This is a genomic window from Caulobacter sp. GW456-12-1-14-TSB4, from assembly GCF_059424195.1.
Genome location: NZ_JBWKZF010000052.1, coordinates 1 through 16,213, shown reverse-complemented (window position 1 = coordinate 16,213; position 16,213 = coordinate 1). Strand labels below are relative to the sequence as shown.

The following is a 16,213-nucleotide window of genomic DNA, read 5'->3' as shown; positions in this document are numbered from 1 at the left end:
GTCGCTCCGCGACAGCTCCCCCAGAGGGGGAGCATCTGGTTGCCGCTACGCCTTCTTCTTCGTCATCCCGCCGGCGATCGGCATCGCCGGCTTGTCCCGCTTCACGCCGGCCTTCTGGCCCGGCTTCATGAACTTCACCAGCACCCGCTGGCCGACCAGGAACGGCGCGCCGTCGGCGCTGACCACCACTTCGACGACGCGTTCGTCGCTGCGTTGGCTGGGGTCGTCGGAGGCCAGCTTGCGGGCGCCGAAGACGGCGGCGCGGCGCAGGACCTTGCCGGTGTAGGTCTTGTCCGGATCGCCCTCAGGCTGGATCTCGACCTCCTGGCCGATGGCGACATTGGGGATGTCGGCCTCGACGATCTCGGCGCGGACGATGCGCTGGGTGTTGGGCTCCAGGTCGAACATCGCCGTGACGTTCAGGGTCGAGGCGCCCGCGCCCGGATTGGCCTGGCGGCGGGCGATGCGGCCGTCGGCCGGGGCGCGGATGATCGTCAGTTCCTGGTTGTACTGGGCCTGGGCGACTTGCGCCTGAGCCACGCCGATGGCGGCCTGCTGAGCGCCGATATTGGCCTGGGCCGAGGCGATCTGGTCGCGGGCCGTGTCCAGGCGCTGGGCGGCCACGAAGTTGGAGGCGCTGAGGTTCTGCAGGCGGGCGTATTCACGCTGGGCGGTGCGCAGCTGCACCTGGAAGAGCTGCAACTGGGCGCGGGCCGAGGCCAGGGCCGCGGCGGCGGTCTGCGAGGCCAGGCGGACGTCGTCGTCCTCCTGCTTGGCCAGCGGCTGGCCAGACTTCACGACGTCGCCTTCCTGGACGAAGACCTCGCGGACGATGCCCTGGCGGCGCGCGGCCACCTGGATGACGCCGCCCTCGACGTCGGCCTTGCCCTGGGCGATGGCGGCGTAGGGGGAGGGTTCTTGCTGGGCCGCGGCGGCCTCGAGCTTCTTCTTCTTTTCGGCGCTCTGAGCCTTCACGTAGAAGAAGCCGCCGCCGAGCACGAGCACGACGACCAGGATGATGTAGAAAGCGGGTCGGCGCAGGAAGCCGGGCATCTTGGAATTCCCCCAGAAAATCAGTGGCTGAGCGGCGCGGGATTGGCGTCGGGCGTTCTACGCACGTCGTCCAGGATCCGGCCGTCTTCGATATGGATGACGCGGTCGGCATAGGCCTCGAGCCGCGGGTCGTGGGTCACGCAGATCACCGCCGCGCCACGCTCGGTGGCGGCCGCGCGCAGCAGGCGGATCACGGTCTCGCCGCTCTTGCCGTCGAGGGCCGAGGTCGGTTCGTCCGCGAAGATCAGGTTCGGGTTCTTGGCCAGCGCCCGGGCGATGGCCACGCGCTGCTTCTCGCCGCCCGACAGCTCGGACGGGCGCTGGTTGAGGCGGGCGCCCAGGCCCACCGACTCCAGCGCCGCCTGGGCGCGCTTGCCCGCCTCGCCGGGGCCGACGCCCTGGTACTTCAGCGCGGTCATCACCTGCTGCTTGGCGGTGAGGGCCGGGAACAGGTTGAAGCCCTGGAAGATGAAGCCGCAGTGGTCGAGGCGGAACTTGTCGATCCGGCCGCTGGACAGCGCCCACAGGTCCTTGGCGTCCAGCGCCGAGACCTTGCCCTCGTCGGGCATCAGCAGGCCCGAGAGGGCGGCCACCAGGGTCGACTTGCCCGAGCCGGAGGGGCCCATGACCATGGTCACGTCGCCGTGCTTGGCGTCGAAGTCCACGCCCTTGAGCACCTCGATGAAGGTGCGGCCGGTCTTGAACCGCTTGACGATGCCCTTGGCGGTGAGAGCGCTTTCGCCGCGCTTGTGTGCGTTGTCGCCGTTCATCGCAGGAGGTCCGCAGGCTGGCTCTTCTTGAGGATGCCGAGCGACAGCAGGCCCGACAGGATGGCGATCACCAGCAGGAAGAAGGCGATGGCCGCCACCATGGGGATCGGGAACGACATCGGCAGGCCGCCCATGGCCGCCAGGGTCGAGACCAGCCAGGTGAACACGCCCGACATCAGGATGCCGGCGACGCCGACCCAGAAGCTCAGCTCCATGACGATGCCGCGCAAGGAGCCCATGGAGACGCCGAGCGCCCGAAGCGAGGCGAACTCCTTGATGTTGGCCATGATCGCGCCGCGCAGGGTCTGCCAGGTGATGGCCATGCCGATCACCGCGCCCATGATCAGGGCGAAGACCAGGATGATGCTGATGAAGCTCTCCTTCAGCATCGAGTTGGAGTTGGCGTCGGCCAGCTCCTGGCGGGTCCAGGCGCGGAATTTGCCGTCGGCCTTGGCGTTCAGCTGGGCCGCGACCAGTTCGGCGCGGGAGGGATCGGCGATCTTGACCATCAGCGGGCCGACGCGCTGGCCGGTGTCGGCCTCGCCCAGCATCCGCAGGGTGTCGCGCGACATGACCAGCGAGGCCTGCATCATGTTCGGATAGCCGGTCGTGACCACGGCCACGGTGACGGTCTTGCCGTTGTAGAGCGCCTTGTCGCCCTTCTTGACGCCCAACCGCGCCAGGGCGGTCTGGTCGACCGCGACGGTGTAGGGCTGGCGCAGGGCCTCGATCATGGAGTCGGTGTAGTCGGTCGGCACGGTCACGTAGCCGGGGATGGCGTCGATGACCGTGACGTTGACGAACTCGGTCTTGCGGCCGCCGCCGCCACCACCGCCGCCCTTGCCGCCCTTCTTGGCGCGGGCCTCGGCCTTGGCGATCTGCTCGGGCGTCAGGATGTTCTGGAAGCGACCGCCCGAGCCGTCCAGCGGCGCGACCTGCAGCACCTCGGGATGGCTGTAAACCAGCGGGATCATGCGGCGCGGCAGGCCCGAAGGACCGCCGTTGAACAGCGCCGTCGCGCCCGGGCCCAGCACCATGATGTCCGCGCGGGCGCGATCGATCTGGGCGGTGAACGCCTTGCCGATGCCCATGAACATGCCCAGGAACGCCAGGACGAGGAGGCCCGAGAAGGCCAGGGCGACCACGGCCGCCATGTAACGACGCCACTCATAGAGAAGAGTGGCCAAGGCCAACGACATTCGAAACCCTGCTCCCCAAACCGACGGTTGCAGGAATGACCGGCGATCGGCGAGCGGCCAAGTTAAATCGGGGTAAGGCGGATTTCCGCCCTGACATAATCGTCGCAGGGGGCGGAGAAAGGTAGTTCGACCGTCGGCGTGCGTTGTAATCGACTCACATGACCGTCCTGAAATCCGCTCTGGCCCTGGCTGTCGCGCTCGCCGCCTCGGTGTCGGCGCGCGCCGACGAGGGCATGTGGACCTTCGACAAGGTCCCGGTCGAGCGCATCAAGGCGGCCTACGGCGTGACCCTGGATCAGGCCTGGCTGGACACGGCCCAGGCCTCGGCGGTTCGGCTGTCCAGCGGCTGTTCGGGGGGCGTGGTCAGCGCCGGCGGGCTGGTCGTCACCAACAACCACTGTGTCGCAGAGTGCGTGCAGTCGCTGTCGACCTCGGGCCACGACTATGTCCGCGACGGCTTCCTGACCCTGGGCCCGCTGGAGGAGCAGAAGTGCGTCGGCCTGCAGGCCGAGGTGCTGCTGTCGATCATCGACGTCACCGACCAGATCCGCGCCGCCGCCGAGGGCAAGGGCCACGAGGACTATGTCCGCGCCCGCGACGGGGCCATGGCGCTGGCGGAAGTGGCCGCCTGCGGCCAGGACGCGACCCTGCGCTGCCAGGCGATCAGCTTCTTCCGGGGCGGCCAGTACAAGGTCTACAAGTACCGCCGCTACACGGATGTGCGCCTGGTGTTCGCGCCCGAGATCGCGGCCTCGGCGTTCGGCGGCGATCCCGACAATTTCAACTTCCCGCGCTACGGCTTCGATGTCGCGTTCATCCGGCTTTATGCGGGCGAGCGGCCCGTGGCGACGCCGACCTTCCTGAAGTGGCGGGAGCGCGCGCCGGCCGAGGGCGAGGTCAGTTTCGTGGTCGGCAGCCCCGGCTCGACCGATCGCCAGATGACGCTGGCCCAGCTGGAGACCCAGCGCGACCAGACCCTGCCCATCGGCCAGCTGCAGCGGGCCGAACTGCGCGGCCGCCTCATCCAGTTCGCGACCCAGAGCCCCGATCGCGCCCGCATCGCCGCGCCCGCCGTGGCCTGGGTCGAGAACGCCTTCAAGGCCGGGCAGGGGCGGCAGGCGGCGCTCAACGACAAGGCGTTCATAGCCTCCAAGCGGGCCGCCGAGGACGCCCTGCGCGCCAAGATCGCCGCCGATCCGAAATGGGCGGCGCAGGTCGGCGACGCCTGGGAGCAGATCGCCAAGGCGCAGACGGCGGCCGCCGATCTCTACCCGGCGGTGCGGCAGCTGGAGATGCAGGCCGGCGGCGGCTCGGACCTGTTCTACCTGGCGCGGCTGCTGGTGCGCGCGGCGCAGGAACGCGACAAGCCCAACGCCGACCGCCTGCCGGAATATGTCGACACCCGCCTGCCGATGATCGAGCGCAAGATCAGCGAGGCCCTGCCCGACGAGCCCTCGGTCGAGGAACTCTATCTCGAGCAGTGGCTGCTGAAGACCCGCGAGCTGCTGACGGTCGACGCCCCGCAGGTCCGGGTGATGCTGGAGCGCGACAGCCCGGCCGACCTGGCGGATCGCCTGGGGCGCAGCCGGGTGGGGGACGCGACCTTCCGCAAGGCGCTGTGGAAGGGCGGCATCGACGCGATCGAGGACTCCGACGATCCGCTGATCAAGCTTGTCCTGCGCACCGACCACGGCGCGCGCGTGGCGCGCTCGGCCTGGGAGAAGACGGTATCAGGACCCACGGACCTGGCCGCGGAGAAGATCGCCCGCGCGCGCTTCGCCCTGCTGGGCGACAGCGACTATCCCGATGCGACGTTCTCGCTGCGCCTGTCGTACGGCAAGGTCGCCGGCTGGGACGATCGCGACGGCCCGGTCACGGCCACGACCACCTTCGCCGGCTTCTACGACCGCGCGACCGGGGCCGCGCCCTACGCCGCCGCGCCGCGCTGGCTGAAGGCCAGGGGCAGGCTGGACCCGGACACGACGTTCGACTTCGCCACCTCCAACGACATCATCGGCGGCAATTCCGGCTCGCCGGTGCTGGACGCCGAGGGCCGGGTCATGGGCGTGGCCTTCGACGGCAACCTCTACTCGCTGGGCGGAGCCTATGGCTATGACGGCGCGCGCAACCGGGCCGTCTCGGTGTCCGCGGCCGCGGTCACCGAGGCCCTGACCAAGGTCTATGGTCGAAGCGCCCTGGTCCGCGAGCTGACCGGCAACTAACGCGCGAGCCGCTGCACGCGGCCCGTGCAGCGTTAACCATGTCCGCAAAAGGCCTCATTTCTTAACCGCAACACGCTGAAAACTGGAATGTTTTTCGCGTTGTCCCCCGGGCGTCGAGACCTCGGCGCGGAAGAAGGCTCGCCCACGCAGGCGGCCTCCCAACAGAGGGTGAGCACTATGACCGTAACCAGCGCTGGCTCATCAACGAGCCTGGCCCAACTGCGGCAGATGCAGCAGGCGGCTTTCAAGACGGCCGACACCGACGGCGATGGGCAACTGTCGCTGACCGAATTCCAGTCCATCGGGCAAAATATGCAGGGTGCGGACGGCCAGAAGGGCCCGCCACCCATGCGCGGAGCCGGTGGTCCGGGCGGACATTTCAAGGGTGACACACTTTCGTCGCTGCTCTCGACCCAGTCGGTCGACGACCTGACCAGCGCGCTGATGAAGGCCGGCGACGCCGATGGCGACGGCAAGATGACTACCGCCGAGCTCACCTCGGCCCTGGCCGCCAAGGCTCCGGACGGCGCCCCGGCGGACGCGAGCGGCAAGATGGCCTCCGACATCATGTCGGCCCTCGACACCGACGGCGACGGCAGCCTGTCGTCGTCCGAGATCTCGTCGGCGATCACCACGGCCGCCGCCGACCAGTCCTCGGCTCAGGCGATGCGCGGCCGTCACGGTCATCATGGCGGCCCGCCGCCGGCCGGCGGGGCGGAGGGTTCGTCTGGCTCCAGCGGCGTGTTCGAGAGCCTGGACACCAACAAGGACGGCACGGTCTCGGCCGAGGAACTGGCCGCCGCCGGTGGGGCGGGGAACACGGACGCGACGAGCGCCGCCTCCGGCATGGTCAAGGCCGCCGACCAGGACGGCGATGGCGCGCTGAGCGGTGGTGAATTCGCCGCGATGCTGGACCAGGGCAAGTCGGCCGGGACCGACGCGTCCTCGACCTTCGCCAGCCTGATGTCGGGCTCCACGGCGGCGGCGGACCTGATGCAGAAGCTGCTGGCGCAATTGGATGCCGCGATGACGACGTCGTCGGCGTCGTCGAGCTCGGGCGCGGTGAGCAGCGGGGCGGGCGTGACGGCTTAAGCCACCACCTCAACCCATGTCGTCATCCCGCGCTTTATGCGCGGGACCCATGGTCCAGCTTCCACGTGAGGGCGTTCTTCCGCTCCGCACCTACGGCGGACAGATGGGTCCCGCGCATAAAGCGCGGGATGACGGTTATGGGGGAGGGCTACGCTGGTAAGCGTCCTCTGACTTAGGCAATCGGCCCCTTCCTTAACCAAACCTTACGCAAGGCGCTTGCGTGCGACGGCTGACTTGGTGTCATTCTTCGCCCCTTGATCGGCGTCGCGGGGGCGTCGCCTCTTTGTAAGGTTGTCGTCTTGATGTTCCGTCCCGAGAACGTTCAGGCCCTGGCGGGTCTGGCGCTCACTTTGGGCCTCTGCTGGCTCGTTTCCGAGAATCGCAAGCGATTCCCGTGGGTTCTGGCGATCGCCGCCCTGGTCGTGCAAGTGCTGCTGGTGGTGGTGCTGTTCGGCCTGCCCCAGGCGCGCCAACTGCTGCAGGGCGTCAACGGCGCCGTCGAGGGCCTGGCCAGCTCGACTCAGGCCGGCACCGCCTTCGTGTTCGGCTACCTGGCGGGTGGCGACCAGCCGTATGTGATCAACAATCCGAACGCCGGCTTCATCTTCGCCTTCCGGGTCATGCCGGTGATCCTGGTGGTCTGCGCCCTGTCGGCGCTGCTGTGGCACTGGAAAATCCTGAAGTGGGCCGCTCAAGGGTTCGGCTTTATCTTCCAGAAGACGCTGGGCCTGCGCGGCCCGCCGGCCCTGGCCACCGCCGCCACCATCTTCATGGGCCAGATCGAGGGCCCGATCTTCATCCGCGCCTATCTCGACAAGCTGTCGCGCTCGGAGCTCTTCATGCTGATCACGGTCGGCATGGCCTGCGTCTCGGGCTCGACCATGGTCGCCTACGCCACCATCCTGGCCGGCGTGCTGCCCAACGCCGCCGCCCACGTGCTGACCGCATCGATCATCTCGGCCCCGGCCGGCGTGCTGCTGGCCCGCATCATCGTGCCGTCCGATCCGATGGAAAAGGGCGGGGACCTCGACCTCTCGGCCGAGGACAAGACCTACGGCTCCTCGATCGACGCCGTCATGAAGGGCACCACCGACGGCCTGCAGATCGCGCTGAACGTCGGCGCCACCCTGATCGTCTTCGTGGCCCTGGCCACCATGGTCGACAAGATCCTGGGTGCCATGCCGCCGATCGGCGGCCAGCCGCTGAGCATCGCGCGCGGCCTGGGCGTGGTCTTCTCGCCCCTGGCCTGGTCGATGGGCGTACCCTGGAAGGAAGCCGGTTCGGCCGGCGGCCTGCTGGGCGTCAAGCTGATCCTCACCGAGTTCACCGCCTTCATCCAGATGGCCAAGATCGGCGCGACCACGCTGGACGAGCGCACCCGGATGATCATGACCTATGCGCTCTGCGGCTTCGCCAACATCGGCTCGGTCGGCATGAACGTGGCCGGCTTCTCGGTCCTGGTGCCGCAACGCCGCGCCGAGGTGCTGAGCCTGGTCTGGAAGGCGATGATGGCCGGCTTCCTGGCCACCTGCCTGACCGGCTCGCTGATCGGCCTGATGCCCCGGGCGCTGTTCGGGCTTTAATCAACTAAAAGTTGCCTCATTCTCTCCCTTCCCCTTTGATGGGGAAGGGTTGGGGATGGGGTGACAGCGTGTCCGAAGGAACTCCGAGACCCAGGCACGCACCCGGCGTCGTCAAGCGCGCCCGTCGTCTCCGGAACGAGATGACCGTCAGCGAAAAGGTCCTCTGGAAGGCCCTTCGCGCCCTCGATCTCCACATTCGCCGGCAAGCGCCGATCGGCCGCTATATCGCCGACTTCGTCCATCACGGCGCGAGGCTGGTGATCGAGGTCGATAGCGGTTGGCACGATCATACCGAGGCGCAACTGCATGACGCTAAGCGCGACGCCTGGCTCGCCAGCCAAGGCTATCGCGTCATGCGGGTTCGCGACGGCGAGGCATTCGGCAATCCGTACGCCGTGGCCGAGCGTGTCGCGGCGGAAATTCAGCGGTCACCCCCAACCCAACCCTTCCCCCATCAAGGGGGAAGGGCTTTTGTGGCGGGAACGGGAGGAAACAAATGAAGCTCTACGACAGCCGCCGCGCGCCCAATCCCCGGCGGGTCCGCTGGTTCATGGCGGAGAAGGGGATCGCCGACATCGAGATCGTCGACGTCTCGATATTCGAGGGCCAGCACAAGACGCCGGACTACCTGGCCAAGGCCGGGCTGCCGCATCTGCCGGCGCTGGAGATCGACGAGACCACGACCATCACCGAGTCGGTCGCCATCTGCCGCTATCTCGAAAGCGTCTATCCCGAGCCGAACATGTTCGGCCGCGACGCGCGCGAGACGGCGGTCATCGAGATGTGGATGCGGCGGGTCGAGATGATGGTCTCCACGCCGCTGATGATGGCCGTGCGCCACACCCATCCGGCCATGGCGGGTATCGAGACCCAGGTCCCCGAGGTCGCCCAGGCCCATTTCGGCATGGCCGAGCGGGCGCTGAAGGTGCTGGACCATCGTCTGGCCGAGAGCCCGTTCATCGCCGCCGACCGCGTGACCATGGCCGACATCCTGGCCATCACGGCGATCGACTTCGCGCGCATGATCCGCTTCCGGCCGCCCAAGGAGCTGGAGCACTTGGGCAAGTGGCGGGAGGCGATGATCGCGCGGCCGGCGGCGGAGGCGGGGGTTTAGCGCCCCCTCCGTCACGTCGCCTATCGGCGCCGCGCCACCTCCCCCGTTGCACGGGTGAGGAGTTTCTTCTCCTCCCCTGCGAAGCGGGGGAGGTGGATCGCTGCGGATACGCAGCGAGACGGAGGGGGCGCTCCTTCCTAGGCCCGCGCCCTGATCTTCTTCACGACGCCCGAGAAGTTCAGCATCGGCCCCGTCCCGGTCGAGATCAGCCCCCTGATGAACAGCAGCGAGCCGCCGGCCTTGATCACCTCGCCGGTCGAGGTGACGAGGTCGCCCGGCCTGGCCGGGCCGATGAACTCGCCGTTGAGGCTGACGGTGACGGCGCGGCTGTCGGCCAGGGCCTTCCAGCCGATCGCGAACAGCGAATAGTCGGCGAAGGTCATCATGCAGCCGCCGTGCATGAAGCCGCCGCCGTTCATGTGCTTGGTCTCGGCGCGGAAGGCGGCGGTGATCGCGCCGTCCTCGGCTTCCTGGAAGTAGAACGGCCCGGACTGATCCTCGAACGGGTCCATGCCCGACCAGGTGCGCCAGCCGGCCCACTCGCCGGTCTCCACCAGGCGCGGCCCGCTCCAGATGTCGTTTCCGCCGTCCATGGTCCGTCCCCTCCGCTTGTTCTTATCGCTGTTCAGTTAGAAGGGCGCGTCACAAGGCGCAAGCGGCCGGTCTCGCCTCTGCTGACAATCCGTGGCATGGGAGCGCTCATGACCTCCCCGATCCAAGACACGATCCTGTCCCTGCTGGCGCCGCTGGCCGAGGGCAAGTCGATCGACCCGATGAACGTCGCCAAGGCGGTCCAGCCCGAGCGCTGGCAGCAGATCCTGGGCCACGTGCGCACCAACGCCATCGAACTGGCCCGCGAGGGCAAGGTGGTGATCCTGCGCCACAACAAACCGGTCAATCCGGAGAAATTCCGCGGCGTCTACCGCATCCGCACGCGCCTGGAAGGCGATCCGACCAGCTTTGAGGAAGCCCCCGAAGCCGAGATCGACGGCGACGAAGACTAGTGGCGCTTGGCATCGCGTGAAGGACGCCTAAATCCTCGCCGATGCCGCTCGACACGATCCTCTCCGACATCGCCGCCTGCCGGGCGTGCGCGCCGTACTTTCCGCACGTTCCCCGGCCCGTGACTCGGGTGCGCGAGGAGACCCGCATCCTGATCGCCGGCCAGGCGCCGGGACGCCTCGTCCACGAGACCGGCCTGCCGTTCAACGACCCGTCCGGCAATCGCCTGCGCCAGTGGATGGGGATCGACCGCGAGACCTTCTATGGCCGGCCCGAGATCGGCGTGGCGGCGATGGCCTTCTGTTTCCCGGGCACGAACCCGAAGGGCGGGGACTACCCGCCGCCGCCACGCTGCGCGGCGATGTGGCGGCCGCAGCTCCTCGCCGAACTGCCGAACGTCGAGCTGACGCTGCTGGTCGGCAGCTACGCCCAGGACTGGGCGCTGCCGGGGCGGACCGGCAGGACCATGACCGAGACCATCGCCCGCTGGCGCGAGTTCGGACCCAATGTCCTGCCGATGCCGCATCCGTCGTGGCGCAACACCGGCTGGCTGAAGCGCAATCCGTGGTTCGAGGACGAGGTCGTGCCCTTCCTTCGCCAGCGTGTCGCGGACATTCTGGAGCGATGAACCGCCGCGCCCTGATCCTGACCGCGTCCGCCTCTGTGCTGAGCGCCTGCGCGCCGCTGCGGCAGGGACCGGGACTAGGGCCGCTGGGTTTCCGGGGACCTCGGATCACCGACGACGGCTTCGTCAGCTTCGACGGCGCGACGCTGGGCCTGATGCGTTGGCTGCCGGCCGGTGAGCCCGAGTGGGTCGTGGTCGGCCTGCACGGCATGAACGACTATTCGAACGCCTTCCACTTGGCCGCCGGCTGGTGGGCGGGGAAGGGGATCGCGACCTACGCGCTGGACGTCCGGGGCTTTGGCCGCTCGCCCGAGCGCGGCGTCTGGGCCCCGACGGAGCTCGTTCTGGACGATGTCCGCGCCCTGGTCACGGCGGTGCGCGAGCGGCACCCGAACGCGAAGGTCGCCCTGGCCGGGATCAGCATGGGCGGAGGCCTGGCGATCAGCGCCATGGCCTCGGACAATCCGCCGCCGGTCGACAAGCTGATGCTGTTCGCCCCGGCCGTCTGGGGCTGGTCGAACCAGCCGCTGCCCAACCGGATGAGCCTGTGGGTCAGCGCCCACGTGATCGGTCAGTGGGTGGTCCAGCCGCCGGACTGGCTGGTCCGCAACATCGCGGCTTCGGACAATATCGACGAGTTGCGCCGCATGGGTCGCGACCCGCTGATGATCTGGGGCGCGCGGTCCGACACCATCTACGGCCTGGTGGGTCTGATGGAGCGGGCCTGGAAGTCGACGGGCGCCATCGCCGTGCCGACCGCTTGGTTCTATGGCGCGAAGGATCAGGTCATCCCGCGCGAGCCGACGGTCGAGGCCGTGGGGCGCCTGAAGCCCGGCGCGAAGACCGCCTACTACGCTCACGGCTACCACCTGCTGCTGGTCGACAGGCAGGCGTCCAACGTCTGGAGCGATGCCGAGGCCTTCCTGCGCGACGCCCCCGGACCCTGGCCGCCATCGGGCGCGCCGGCCATTCCGGCCAGCGTGGCGGCGATGACAGCGTTGGACCCGCCGAAAGCCAAGAAACACTAACGCCATGACGTCAGTCTTCGGGGTTGTGAGGCGCGGCGAGGGGGCGTAAACCGCCGCCACGTTCATTCTAGCTGACGCGAGACCGACGGCATGACCTTGTTCGATTCCCCCGATTTCGAGGGACACGAAGGCGTCCACGCTTTCTTCGACGAAAAAACTGGTCTGAAGTCGATCATCGCGATCCACTCGACCGCGCGCGGCCCGGCCGCCGGCGGTTGCCGCATGTGGGACTACTCCAGCGCCGACGCCGCCGTCACCGACGCCCTGCGCCTGTCGCGCGGCATGTCGTACAAGAACGCCATGGCCGAGCTCGACCTGGGCGGCGGCAAGGCCGTGATCATCGGCGACAGCCGTGAGCAGAAGACGCCGGAACTGTTCGAGGCCTTCGGCCGCGCCGTCGACAGCCTGGGCGGCAAGTACTGGACGGCCGAGGATGTCGGCGTCTCGCCGTCGGACCTGGAAAGCACCCGCAAGACCACCCGCTTCGTCGCCGGCCTGGAAGGCCACGCGGCCGCCTCGGGCGACCCGTCGCCGGTGACCGCCGAGGGCGTGTTCCGGGGCGTCCGCCTGTGTGTCGAGCGCGCCCTGAACCGTGACCTGAAGGGCGTGCGCGTCGCCATCCAGGGCGTCGGCCACGTCGGCGCCTATCTGGCCGAGAAGCTGCACGCCGCCGGCACCGAACTGATCATCGCCGACGTCAATCAGACCGCTCTCAACGAAGTGGCCGCCAAGACCGGCGCGACCATCGTGCCGACCGACGCCATCTTCGACGTCGAGGCCGATGTCTTCGCCCCCTGCGCCCTGGGCGGCGCGATCTCGGCGACGACCCTGCCGCGCCTGAAGGTCAAGGTCATCGCCGGCGGCGCCAACAACCAGCTGGCCGACGCCATGATCGGCCAGACCGTGTTCGATCGCGGCATCCTCTACGCCCCGGACTACGTCATCAACGGCGGCGGCATCATCAACGTGGCCGCCGAGATCCGGGGCCTGGAAGCCGGCGCGGCCTTCGACGGCCAGTGGGTCTCGACCAAGCTGGATCGCCTGGCCCAAACCCTGGCCGAGGTCATCGACCAGTCCACCTCGGAAAAGCGTCCCGCCAACCTGGTCGCCGACGAGATCGCTCGCGCCCGCATCGCGGCGGCGCGCGGCTAAAAGCGACGTTCGCGCGTTCTCCAGGGGAGCCCATCCCCTGGAGGCGCGCATGTCCCATCTCGACGACCTGAAGGAACAGCTGGAAGGGGCGGTCGCCGCCCAGGACTTCGACACGGCCGTGCGTCTGCGGGCCGAGATCGACTCCATCCAGCACAGCGCCAAGGTGCGCGGCGTCGAGGACGCCCCGCAGGCGGCCTATTTCCACAAACGCCGGGAAGAGGACGGTCTCAGGCCGCCGCCCGGTTCCGACCGCTGATCGCCGCGCCGGCGTCCTTGTCCAGCGACAGGTAGACGGGCAGGGCCAGCAGGGTCACCAGGCCGATCGCTACGAACGGGAAGGTGAAGCGGTCGGGCGTCAGGGCCCCGCCGCCGCCGCGGGCGATGTGCAGCATCATGCCGCCGAAGCTGACCCCTAGAGCCAAGCCGACCTGCTGCGTCACCGCCGACAGAGTCGAAGCCGCTGCCGTCGAGGTTTCCGGCACGTCGGCATAGGCGATGGTGTTGGCGGCGATGAACTGGTTGGAGCGGCAGAACCCGCCCAGGACCAGGGCCGCCATCATCACGGCCATCGGCGTCGCCGGGCCGAAGAAGCCGGGCGCGGCGGTGAAGAGGGCGGTCAGGCTGACGAACACCGCCAGCGAAGTCCGGAAGCCGAAGCGCTTCAGCCCCGCCGCCGCGAACGGCCGCGCGACCAGCACGCCGATGCCGGTCGCCAGGGTGACGAAGCTGGCCTTCAGCGGGCTCCAGCCCAGCGCCACCTGCAGCAGCAGCGGCATCAGGAACGGGCTGGCCCCGATACCCAGCCGCACCAGCGTCCCGCCGACCAGGCTGGCGCGGAAGGTGGGGTAGCGCAGCAGGGTGAGGTCCAGGATCGGCCGCCCGGTCCGCTTGGCGATACGCAGATAGACCCAGCCGCAGGCCACCGACAGCGTCAGCAGGGTGATCTGCGCCCAGAGCGGCAAGAGGTTCACGCCCGCCGTCTCGGCCACCACCACCAGGCCGCTGACCGCCAGGGCCGACAGGATGAAGCCGGGGGTGTCGAAGCGGCCCAGGTCGCGCTTGGGCTCGCTCTTGGGCACGAAGCGCATGACCGCGACCACGCCCAGCAGGCCGACGGGCAGGTTGATGTAGAAGATCCACGGCCAGTCGGCGACGCTGAGCACCAGACCCGCGATCGGCGGGCCGATCAGGGGGCCGATGAGCGCGGGCATGGTGAACCAGCCCATGGCGGTCAGCAGCTTGTCCTTGGGCGTGGCCCCGACCACGATCAGTCGCGCCACCGGCGTCATCATCGCCCCGCCGATCCCCTGGACGATCCGCGAGGCGACCAGGGCCTCCAGGCTGCGCGACTGGCCGCACAGGGCCGAGCCCAGCAGGAAGACGGTCATGGCCGACAGGAACACTCGCCGCGCCCCGAACCGTTCGGCCGCCCAGCCGCTGGCCGGCGTGAACACCGCCAGCGCGAGAATGTAGGAGGTCAGGGCCAGCTTGAGGTGGATCGGATCGACCGCGAAGGCCCGCGACAGCGTCGGCAGGGCGGTCGACAGGGCCGTGGAGTCGATGAACTCCATCAGGAGCGCGCTGGCCACGGCGATCGAGATCAGGCGCGTAGCAAGCGGAGATGAAGCGGAAGGCTGATCGGACACGAGGGCGCTTTACGCCCCTGGACGGCCAGGGTCCATACGCGTGTTCGTCACATCCTTGCAGAGTGGAAACAGGGTTTCGTGGCGATGGCGATCCGAAGGTCCGACTGTCGGCGCGATGCCGAAGACTGTTTGCGACCCCGTTCGGAACTGATGACGTCCGCCAACTGGGCCTAGCCGCCACGGCCCTCACCGGATGCGTACACGCCTCTCAACTTTCCCGAGACTTCTTTCACGACACCGCTGATCGACGAGGATGATCGCCTAGCCCGCGCTAGTCCGACGCGCCGGCCACCGACCCGAACCGCCGCCGGGGACGCCTCACGCCTTCGCCGCCTAGCGCCAGCCCAGGTCGAGCAGCCGGAAGGTCTGGCCCTCCTGGTCATAGCTGACCAAGGTCACCCGGCTGCCTTCGCCATGTTCCACCGGCGTGGACACGATCGCCTGGTAGTAGTCGGGCAGGCGCGCCAAGACCCTGTAGGTCGCGCCGGGCGCCGGGGTCGCCAGAATGGTGCCGGGCGTGCTCTCGCAGTTCCAGGCGCCTAGTCGCCGTCCAGCCGCCAGCACGGCGCCCATCACGCGACAGCCGCGCTCGCCGACCAATGTCTCCGGGACATCGACCTTGCGAAACACGGTCGGCACGTTCCAGCCGGAGAGATCGCCATCCTTAGCCACGCGTTCGAACGCGCCGACACCGACGGCCCTCCCATTGGAGGCCTGGAAGGTCCAGCGAAGCCAATAACCATCAGCGGTCCTGGCCATGCCCGGATTGACCAGCAGATCGATCGGTCCCCGCGGGACGTCCGTCCGCGCGCTGACAACGGCGGCGCAGCCCAACTCACCAAGGCTTTCCCGAGGCGGGCACGATGGAGTGGCGTCGCCAGACATCGAAGCCGATAGACTGGCGGCGAAGAAAAGCGCGATGGCGGGCATGGCCGCTCCTAGTGTCCGTACTTTGGCGTCAAATATACATCCGCCGAGGTCATGCTCCGCACATGCTCGGCGTCTCGCCTGGTCGCTTCGTCCATACCCTCACGCTATCGCCTGTAAGGGCGGCTCTTCACCGCTTCTCAGACAATCGGTCTGTCAGCTGTCTGGCGGTTAGCGGTGGGACTGTCGGTTGCGGCGTATCCTCATCATTCTTGGGCGGAAATGACGGGCGTTATTCTGAGGCGGAGCGATGGATAGCGACGGCCCCTAGCGGCCGCGCACCGAAACCGTGACGCCGACGACGGTGTCCTTGTCGGAATAGTCGATCGAGTTCAGCTTGCGGCGGGTGGCGGTCAGGGCGACCTGGCGGTTGTCCTTGCGCCAGCCCAGGCCGATCTGGCGGCTGCCGAAGCGGGCGACCTTGTCCTCGCTGTAGCCGGCGTTGCGCCAGCCGCCGAGGGTGTCGCGGATCAGGTTCAGGCCGTAGGACTTGCCCGAGCTGGCGGCGAACAGCATCCAGCGGCCGCGGCGCAGGTCCTCGGCCGAGGCGCGGGTCTTGGACATCAGGTTCGAGGCGTTCAGCGTCAGGCGTTTCACGCCGCTCGATTGCAGGCCGAAGGGCGTGAAGGCCAGCGGCTGGTCGTCCATCCGCATCTGCAGGATCTTGCCGTTCGGGCGCGGGTGATCGACGCGGGTCAGGGTCAGCACCGGGGGACGCGACGTCGGCGGGGCCTCGGCCAGGATGCGAGCAGCGGGGCGGGCCGGCTCGACACGGGCGGGCGTGGGGGCAGGGGTCGTGC

General features: G+C 68.6%; 16 protein-coding genes and 3 pseudogenes. 11 read left to right on the top strand and 8 right to left on the bottom strand.

What is annotated here, in order from left to right:
* Nucleotides 1-45: 45 nt before the first annotated feature.
* From AC07YH_RS25865 to AC07YH_RS25855, 3 genes are read right to left on the bottom strand one after another with little or no spacing between them, the layout of a single operon-like run.
* Nucleotides 46-1,053 (bottom strand): HlyD family secretion protein, encoded by a 1,008-nt coding sequence (locus AC07YH_RS25865; RefSeq protein ID WP_494749762.1) that lies wholly within the window; start codon nt 1,051-1,053, stop codon nt 46-48.
* A 20-nt stretch (nt 1,054-1,073) separates the two neighbouring features.
* Entirely contained in the window at nt 1,074-1,823 is a 750-nt protein-coding gene (locus AC07YH_RS25860; protein ID WP_494749761.1) for an ABC transporter ATP-binding protein, read from the bottom strand.
* The gene (locus AC07YH_RS25855; protein WP_494749760.1) at nt 1,820-3,022 is read right to left on the bottom strand and encodes an ABC transporter permease; all 1,203 of its coding nucleotides are present in this window, start codon (nt 3,020-3,022) and stop codon (nt 1,820-1,822) included. Before AC07YH_RS25855 ends, AC07YH_RS25860 begins: the two co-directional genes overlap by 4 nt.
* Before the next feature lie 158 nt (nt 3,023-3,180).
* Between AC07YH_RS25855 and AC07YH_RS25850 the strand changes: the two genes are divergently transcribed.
* The 6 genes and pseudogenes from AC07YH_RS25850 to AC07YH_RS25825 all read left to right on the top strand — a co-directional run bounded on the left by AC07YH_RS25850 (nt 3,181) and on the right by AC07YH_RS25825 (nt 9,033).
* Nucleotides 3,181-5,244 (top strand): S46 family peptidase, encoded by a 2,064-nt coding sequence (locus AC07YH_RS25850; protein ID WP_494749759.1) that lies wholly within the window; start codon nt 3,181-3,183, stop codon nt 5,242-5,244.
* 177 nt (nt 5,245-5,421) lie between these two features.
* Nucleotides 5,422-6,336 carry an EF-hand domain-containing protein gene (locus AC07YH_RS25845; protein ID WP_494749758.1) on the top strand — a complete coding sequence of 305 codons (915 nt, stop codon included), beginning with the start codon at nt 5,422-5,424 and terminating at the stop codon, nt 6,334-6,336.
* 49 nt (nt 6,337-6,385) lie between these two features.
* Nucleotides 6,386-6,469: pseudogene (locus AC07YH_RS25840) on the top strand (hypothetical protein); the annotation flags it as partial.
* A 169-nt stretch (nt 6,470-6,638) separates the two neighbouring features.
* Nucleotides 6,639-7,919 carry a NupC/NupG family nucleoside CNT transporter gene (locus tag AC07YH_RS25835; protein ID WP_494749757.1) on the top strand — a complete coding sequence of 427 codons (1,281 nt, stop codon included), beginning with the start codon at nt 6,639-6,641 and terminating at the stop codon, nt 7,917-7,919.
* 38 nt (nt 7,920-7,957) lie between these two features.
* On the top strand, nt 7,958-8,419 hold the full coding sequence (locus AC07YH_RS25830) for an endonuclease domain-containing protein (protein ID WP_494749763.1): 462 nt from the start codon (nt 7,958-7,960) through the stop codon (nt 8,417-8,419).
* The gene (locus tag AC07YH_RS25825) at nt 8,416-9,033 is read left to right on the top strand and encodes a glutathione S-transferase family protein (RefSeq protein ID WP_494749756.1); all 618 of its coding nucleotides are present in this window, start codon (nt 8,416-8,418) and stop codon (nt 9,031-9,033) included. Before AC07YH_RS25830 ends, AC07YH_RS25825 begins: the two co-directional genes overlap by 4 nt.
* Nucleotides 9,034-9,053: 20 nt before the next feature.
* On the opposite strand, the pseudogene AC07YH_RS25820 reads toward AC07YH_RS25825, so the two are convergent.
* Nucleotides 9,054-9,171, bottom strand: a pseudogene (locus tag AC07YH_RS25820) (hypothetical protein); the annotation flags it as partial.
* Nucleotides 9,171-9,626, bottom strand: coding sequence for a PaaI family thioesterase (locus AC07YH_RS25815; RefSeq protein ID WP_494749755.1), 456 nt, complete (start codon nt 9,624-9,626; stop codon nt 9,171-9,173). The pseudogene AC07YH_RS25820 and the gene AC07YH_RS25815, both read right to left, overlap by 1 nt.
* Nucleotides 9,627-9,734: 108 nt before the next feature.
* On the opposite strand from AC07YH_RS25815, the gene AC07YH_RS25810 reads away from it, so the two are divergent.
* From AC07YH_RS25810 to AC07YH_RS25790, 5 genes are all read left to right on the top strand, one after another.
* On the top strand, nt 9,735-10,037 hold the full coding sequence (locus tag AC07YH_RS25810) for a DUF3253 domain-containing protein (protein ID WP_494749754.1): 303 nt from the start codon (nt 9,735-9,737) through the stop codon (nt 10,035-10,037).
* Between the two features lie 41 nt (nt 10,038-10,078).
* Nucleotides 10,079-10,663, top strand: coding sequence for a uracil-DNA glycosylase family protein (locus AC07YH_RS25805; protein WP_494749753.1), 585 nt, complete (start codon nt 10,079-10,081; stop codon nt 10,661-10,663).
* Nucleotides 10,660-11,688 (top strand): alpha/beta hydrolase, encoded by a 1,029-nt coding sequence (locus AC07YH_RS25800; RefSeq protein ID WP_494749752.1) that lies wholly within the window; start codon nt 10,660-10,662, stop codon nt 11,686-11,688. The genes AC07YH_RS25805 and AC07YH_RS25800 overlap by 4 nt, the downstream gene beginning before the upstream one ends.
* Nucleotides 11,689-11,778: 90 nt before the next feature.
* Nucleotides 11,779-12,840, top strand: coding sequence for a Leu/Phe/Val dehydrogenase (locus AC07YH_RS25795; protein WP_494749751.1), 1,062 nt, complete (start codon nt 11,779-11,781; stop codon nt 12,838-12,840).
* A 49-nt stretch (nt 12,841-12,889) separates the two neighbouring features.
* Nucleotides 12,890-13,096 (top strand): UvrB/UvrC motif-containing protein, encoded by a 207-nt coding sequence (locus AC07YH_RS25790; RefSeq protein WP_494749750.1) that lies wholly within the window; start codon nt 12,890-12,892, stop codon nt 13,094-13,096.
* Here AC07YH_RS25790 and AC07YH_RS25785 read toward each other — a convergent pair.
* From AC07YH_RS25785 to AC07YH_RS25775, 3 genes and pseudogenes are all read right to left on the bottom strand, one after another.
* Nucleotides 13,068-14,429, bottom strand: coding sequence for an MFS transporter (locus AC07YH_RS25785; protein WP_494749749.1), 1,362 nt, complete (start codon nt 14,427-14,429; stop codon nt 13,068-13,070). The genes AC07YH_RS25790 and AC07YH_RS25785 overlap by 29 nt on opposite strands.
* A gap of 390 nt (nt 14,430-14,819) precedes the next feature.
* Nucleotides 14,820-15,416, bottom strand: a complete 597-nt coding sequence (locus AC07YH_RS25780; protein ID WP_494749748.1) for a hypothetical protein — start codon at nt 15,414-15,416, stop codon at nt 14,820-14,822.
* A gap of 264 nt (nt 15,417-15,680) precedes the next feature.
* Nucleotides 15,681-16,213 (bottom strand): annotated as a pseudogene (locus tag AC07YH_RS25775) (hypothetical protein); the annotation flags it as partial.

Excerpts from the sequence above, each read along its gene's own strand:
- AC07YH_RS25865 (WP_494749762.1), bottom strand. The coding sequence starts at position 1,053 with ATGCCCGGCTTCCTGCGCCGACCCGCTTTCTACATCATCCTGGTCGTC.
- AC07YH_RS25860 (WP_494749761.1), bottom strand. The coding sequence starts at position 1,823 with ATGAACGGCGACAACGCACACAAGCGCGGCGAAAGCGCTCTCACCGCC.
- AC07YH_RS25855 (WP_494749760.1), bottom strand. The coding sequence starts at position 3,022 with ATGTCGTTGGCCTTGGCCACTCTTCTCTATGAGTGGCGTCGTTACATG.
- AC07YH_RS25850 (WP_494749759.1), top strand. The coding sequence starts at position 3,181 with ATGACCGTCCTGAAATCCGCTCTGGCCCTGGCTGTCGCGCTCGCCGCC.
- AC07YH_RS25845 (WP_494749758.1), top strand. The coding sequence starts at position 5,422 with ATGACCGTAACCAGCGCTGGCTCATCAACGAGCCTGGCCCAACTGCGG.
- AC07YH_RS25835 (WP_494749757.1), top strand. The coding sequence starts at position 6,639 with ATGTTCCGTCCCGAGAACGTTCAGGCCCTGGCGGGTCTGGCGCTCACT.
- AC07YH_RS25830 (WP_494749763.1), top strand. The coding sequence starts at position 7,958 with ATGGGGAAGGGTTGGGGATGGGGTGACAGCGTGTCCGAAGGAACTCCG.
- AC07YH_RS25825 (WP_494749756.1), top strand. The coding sequence starts at position 8,416 with ATGAAGCTCTACGACAGCCGCCGCGCGCCCAATCCCCGGCGGGTCCGC.
- AC07YH_RS25815 (WP_494749755.1), bottom strand. The coding sequence starts at position 9,626 with ATGGACGGCGGAAACGACATCTGGAGCGGGCCGCGCCTGGTGGAGACC.
- AC07YH_RS25810 (WP_494749754.1), top strand. The coding sequence starts at position 9,735 with ATGACCTCCCCGATCCAAGACACGATCCTGTCCCTGCTGGCGCCGCTG.
- AC07YH_RS25805 (WP_494749753.1), top strand. The coding sequence starts at position 10,079 with ATGCCGCTCGACACGATCCTCTCCGACATCGCCGCCTGCCGGGCGTGC.
- AC07YH_RS25800 (WP_494749752.1), top strand. The coding sequence starts at position 10,660 with ATGAACCGCCGCGCCCTGATCCTGACCGCGTCCGCCTCTGTGCTGAGC.
- AC07YH_RS25795 (WP_494749751.1), top strand. The coding sequence starts at position 11,779 with ATGACCTTGTTCGATTCCCCCGATTTCGAGGGACACGAAGGCGTCCAC.
- AC07YH_RS25790 (WP_494749750.1), top strand. The coding sequence starts at position 12,890 with ATGTCCCATCTCGACGACCTGAAGGAACAGCTGGAAGGGGCGGTCGCC.
- AC07YH_RS25780 (WP_494749748.1), bottom strand. The coding sequence starts at position 15,416 with ATGCCCGCCATCGCGCTTTTCTTCGCCGCCAGTCTATCGGCTTCGATG.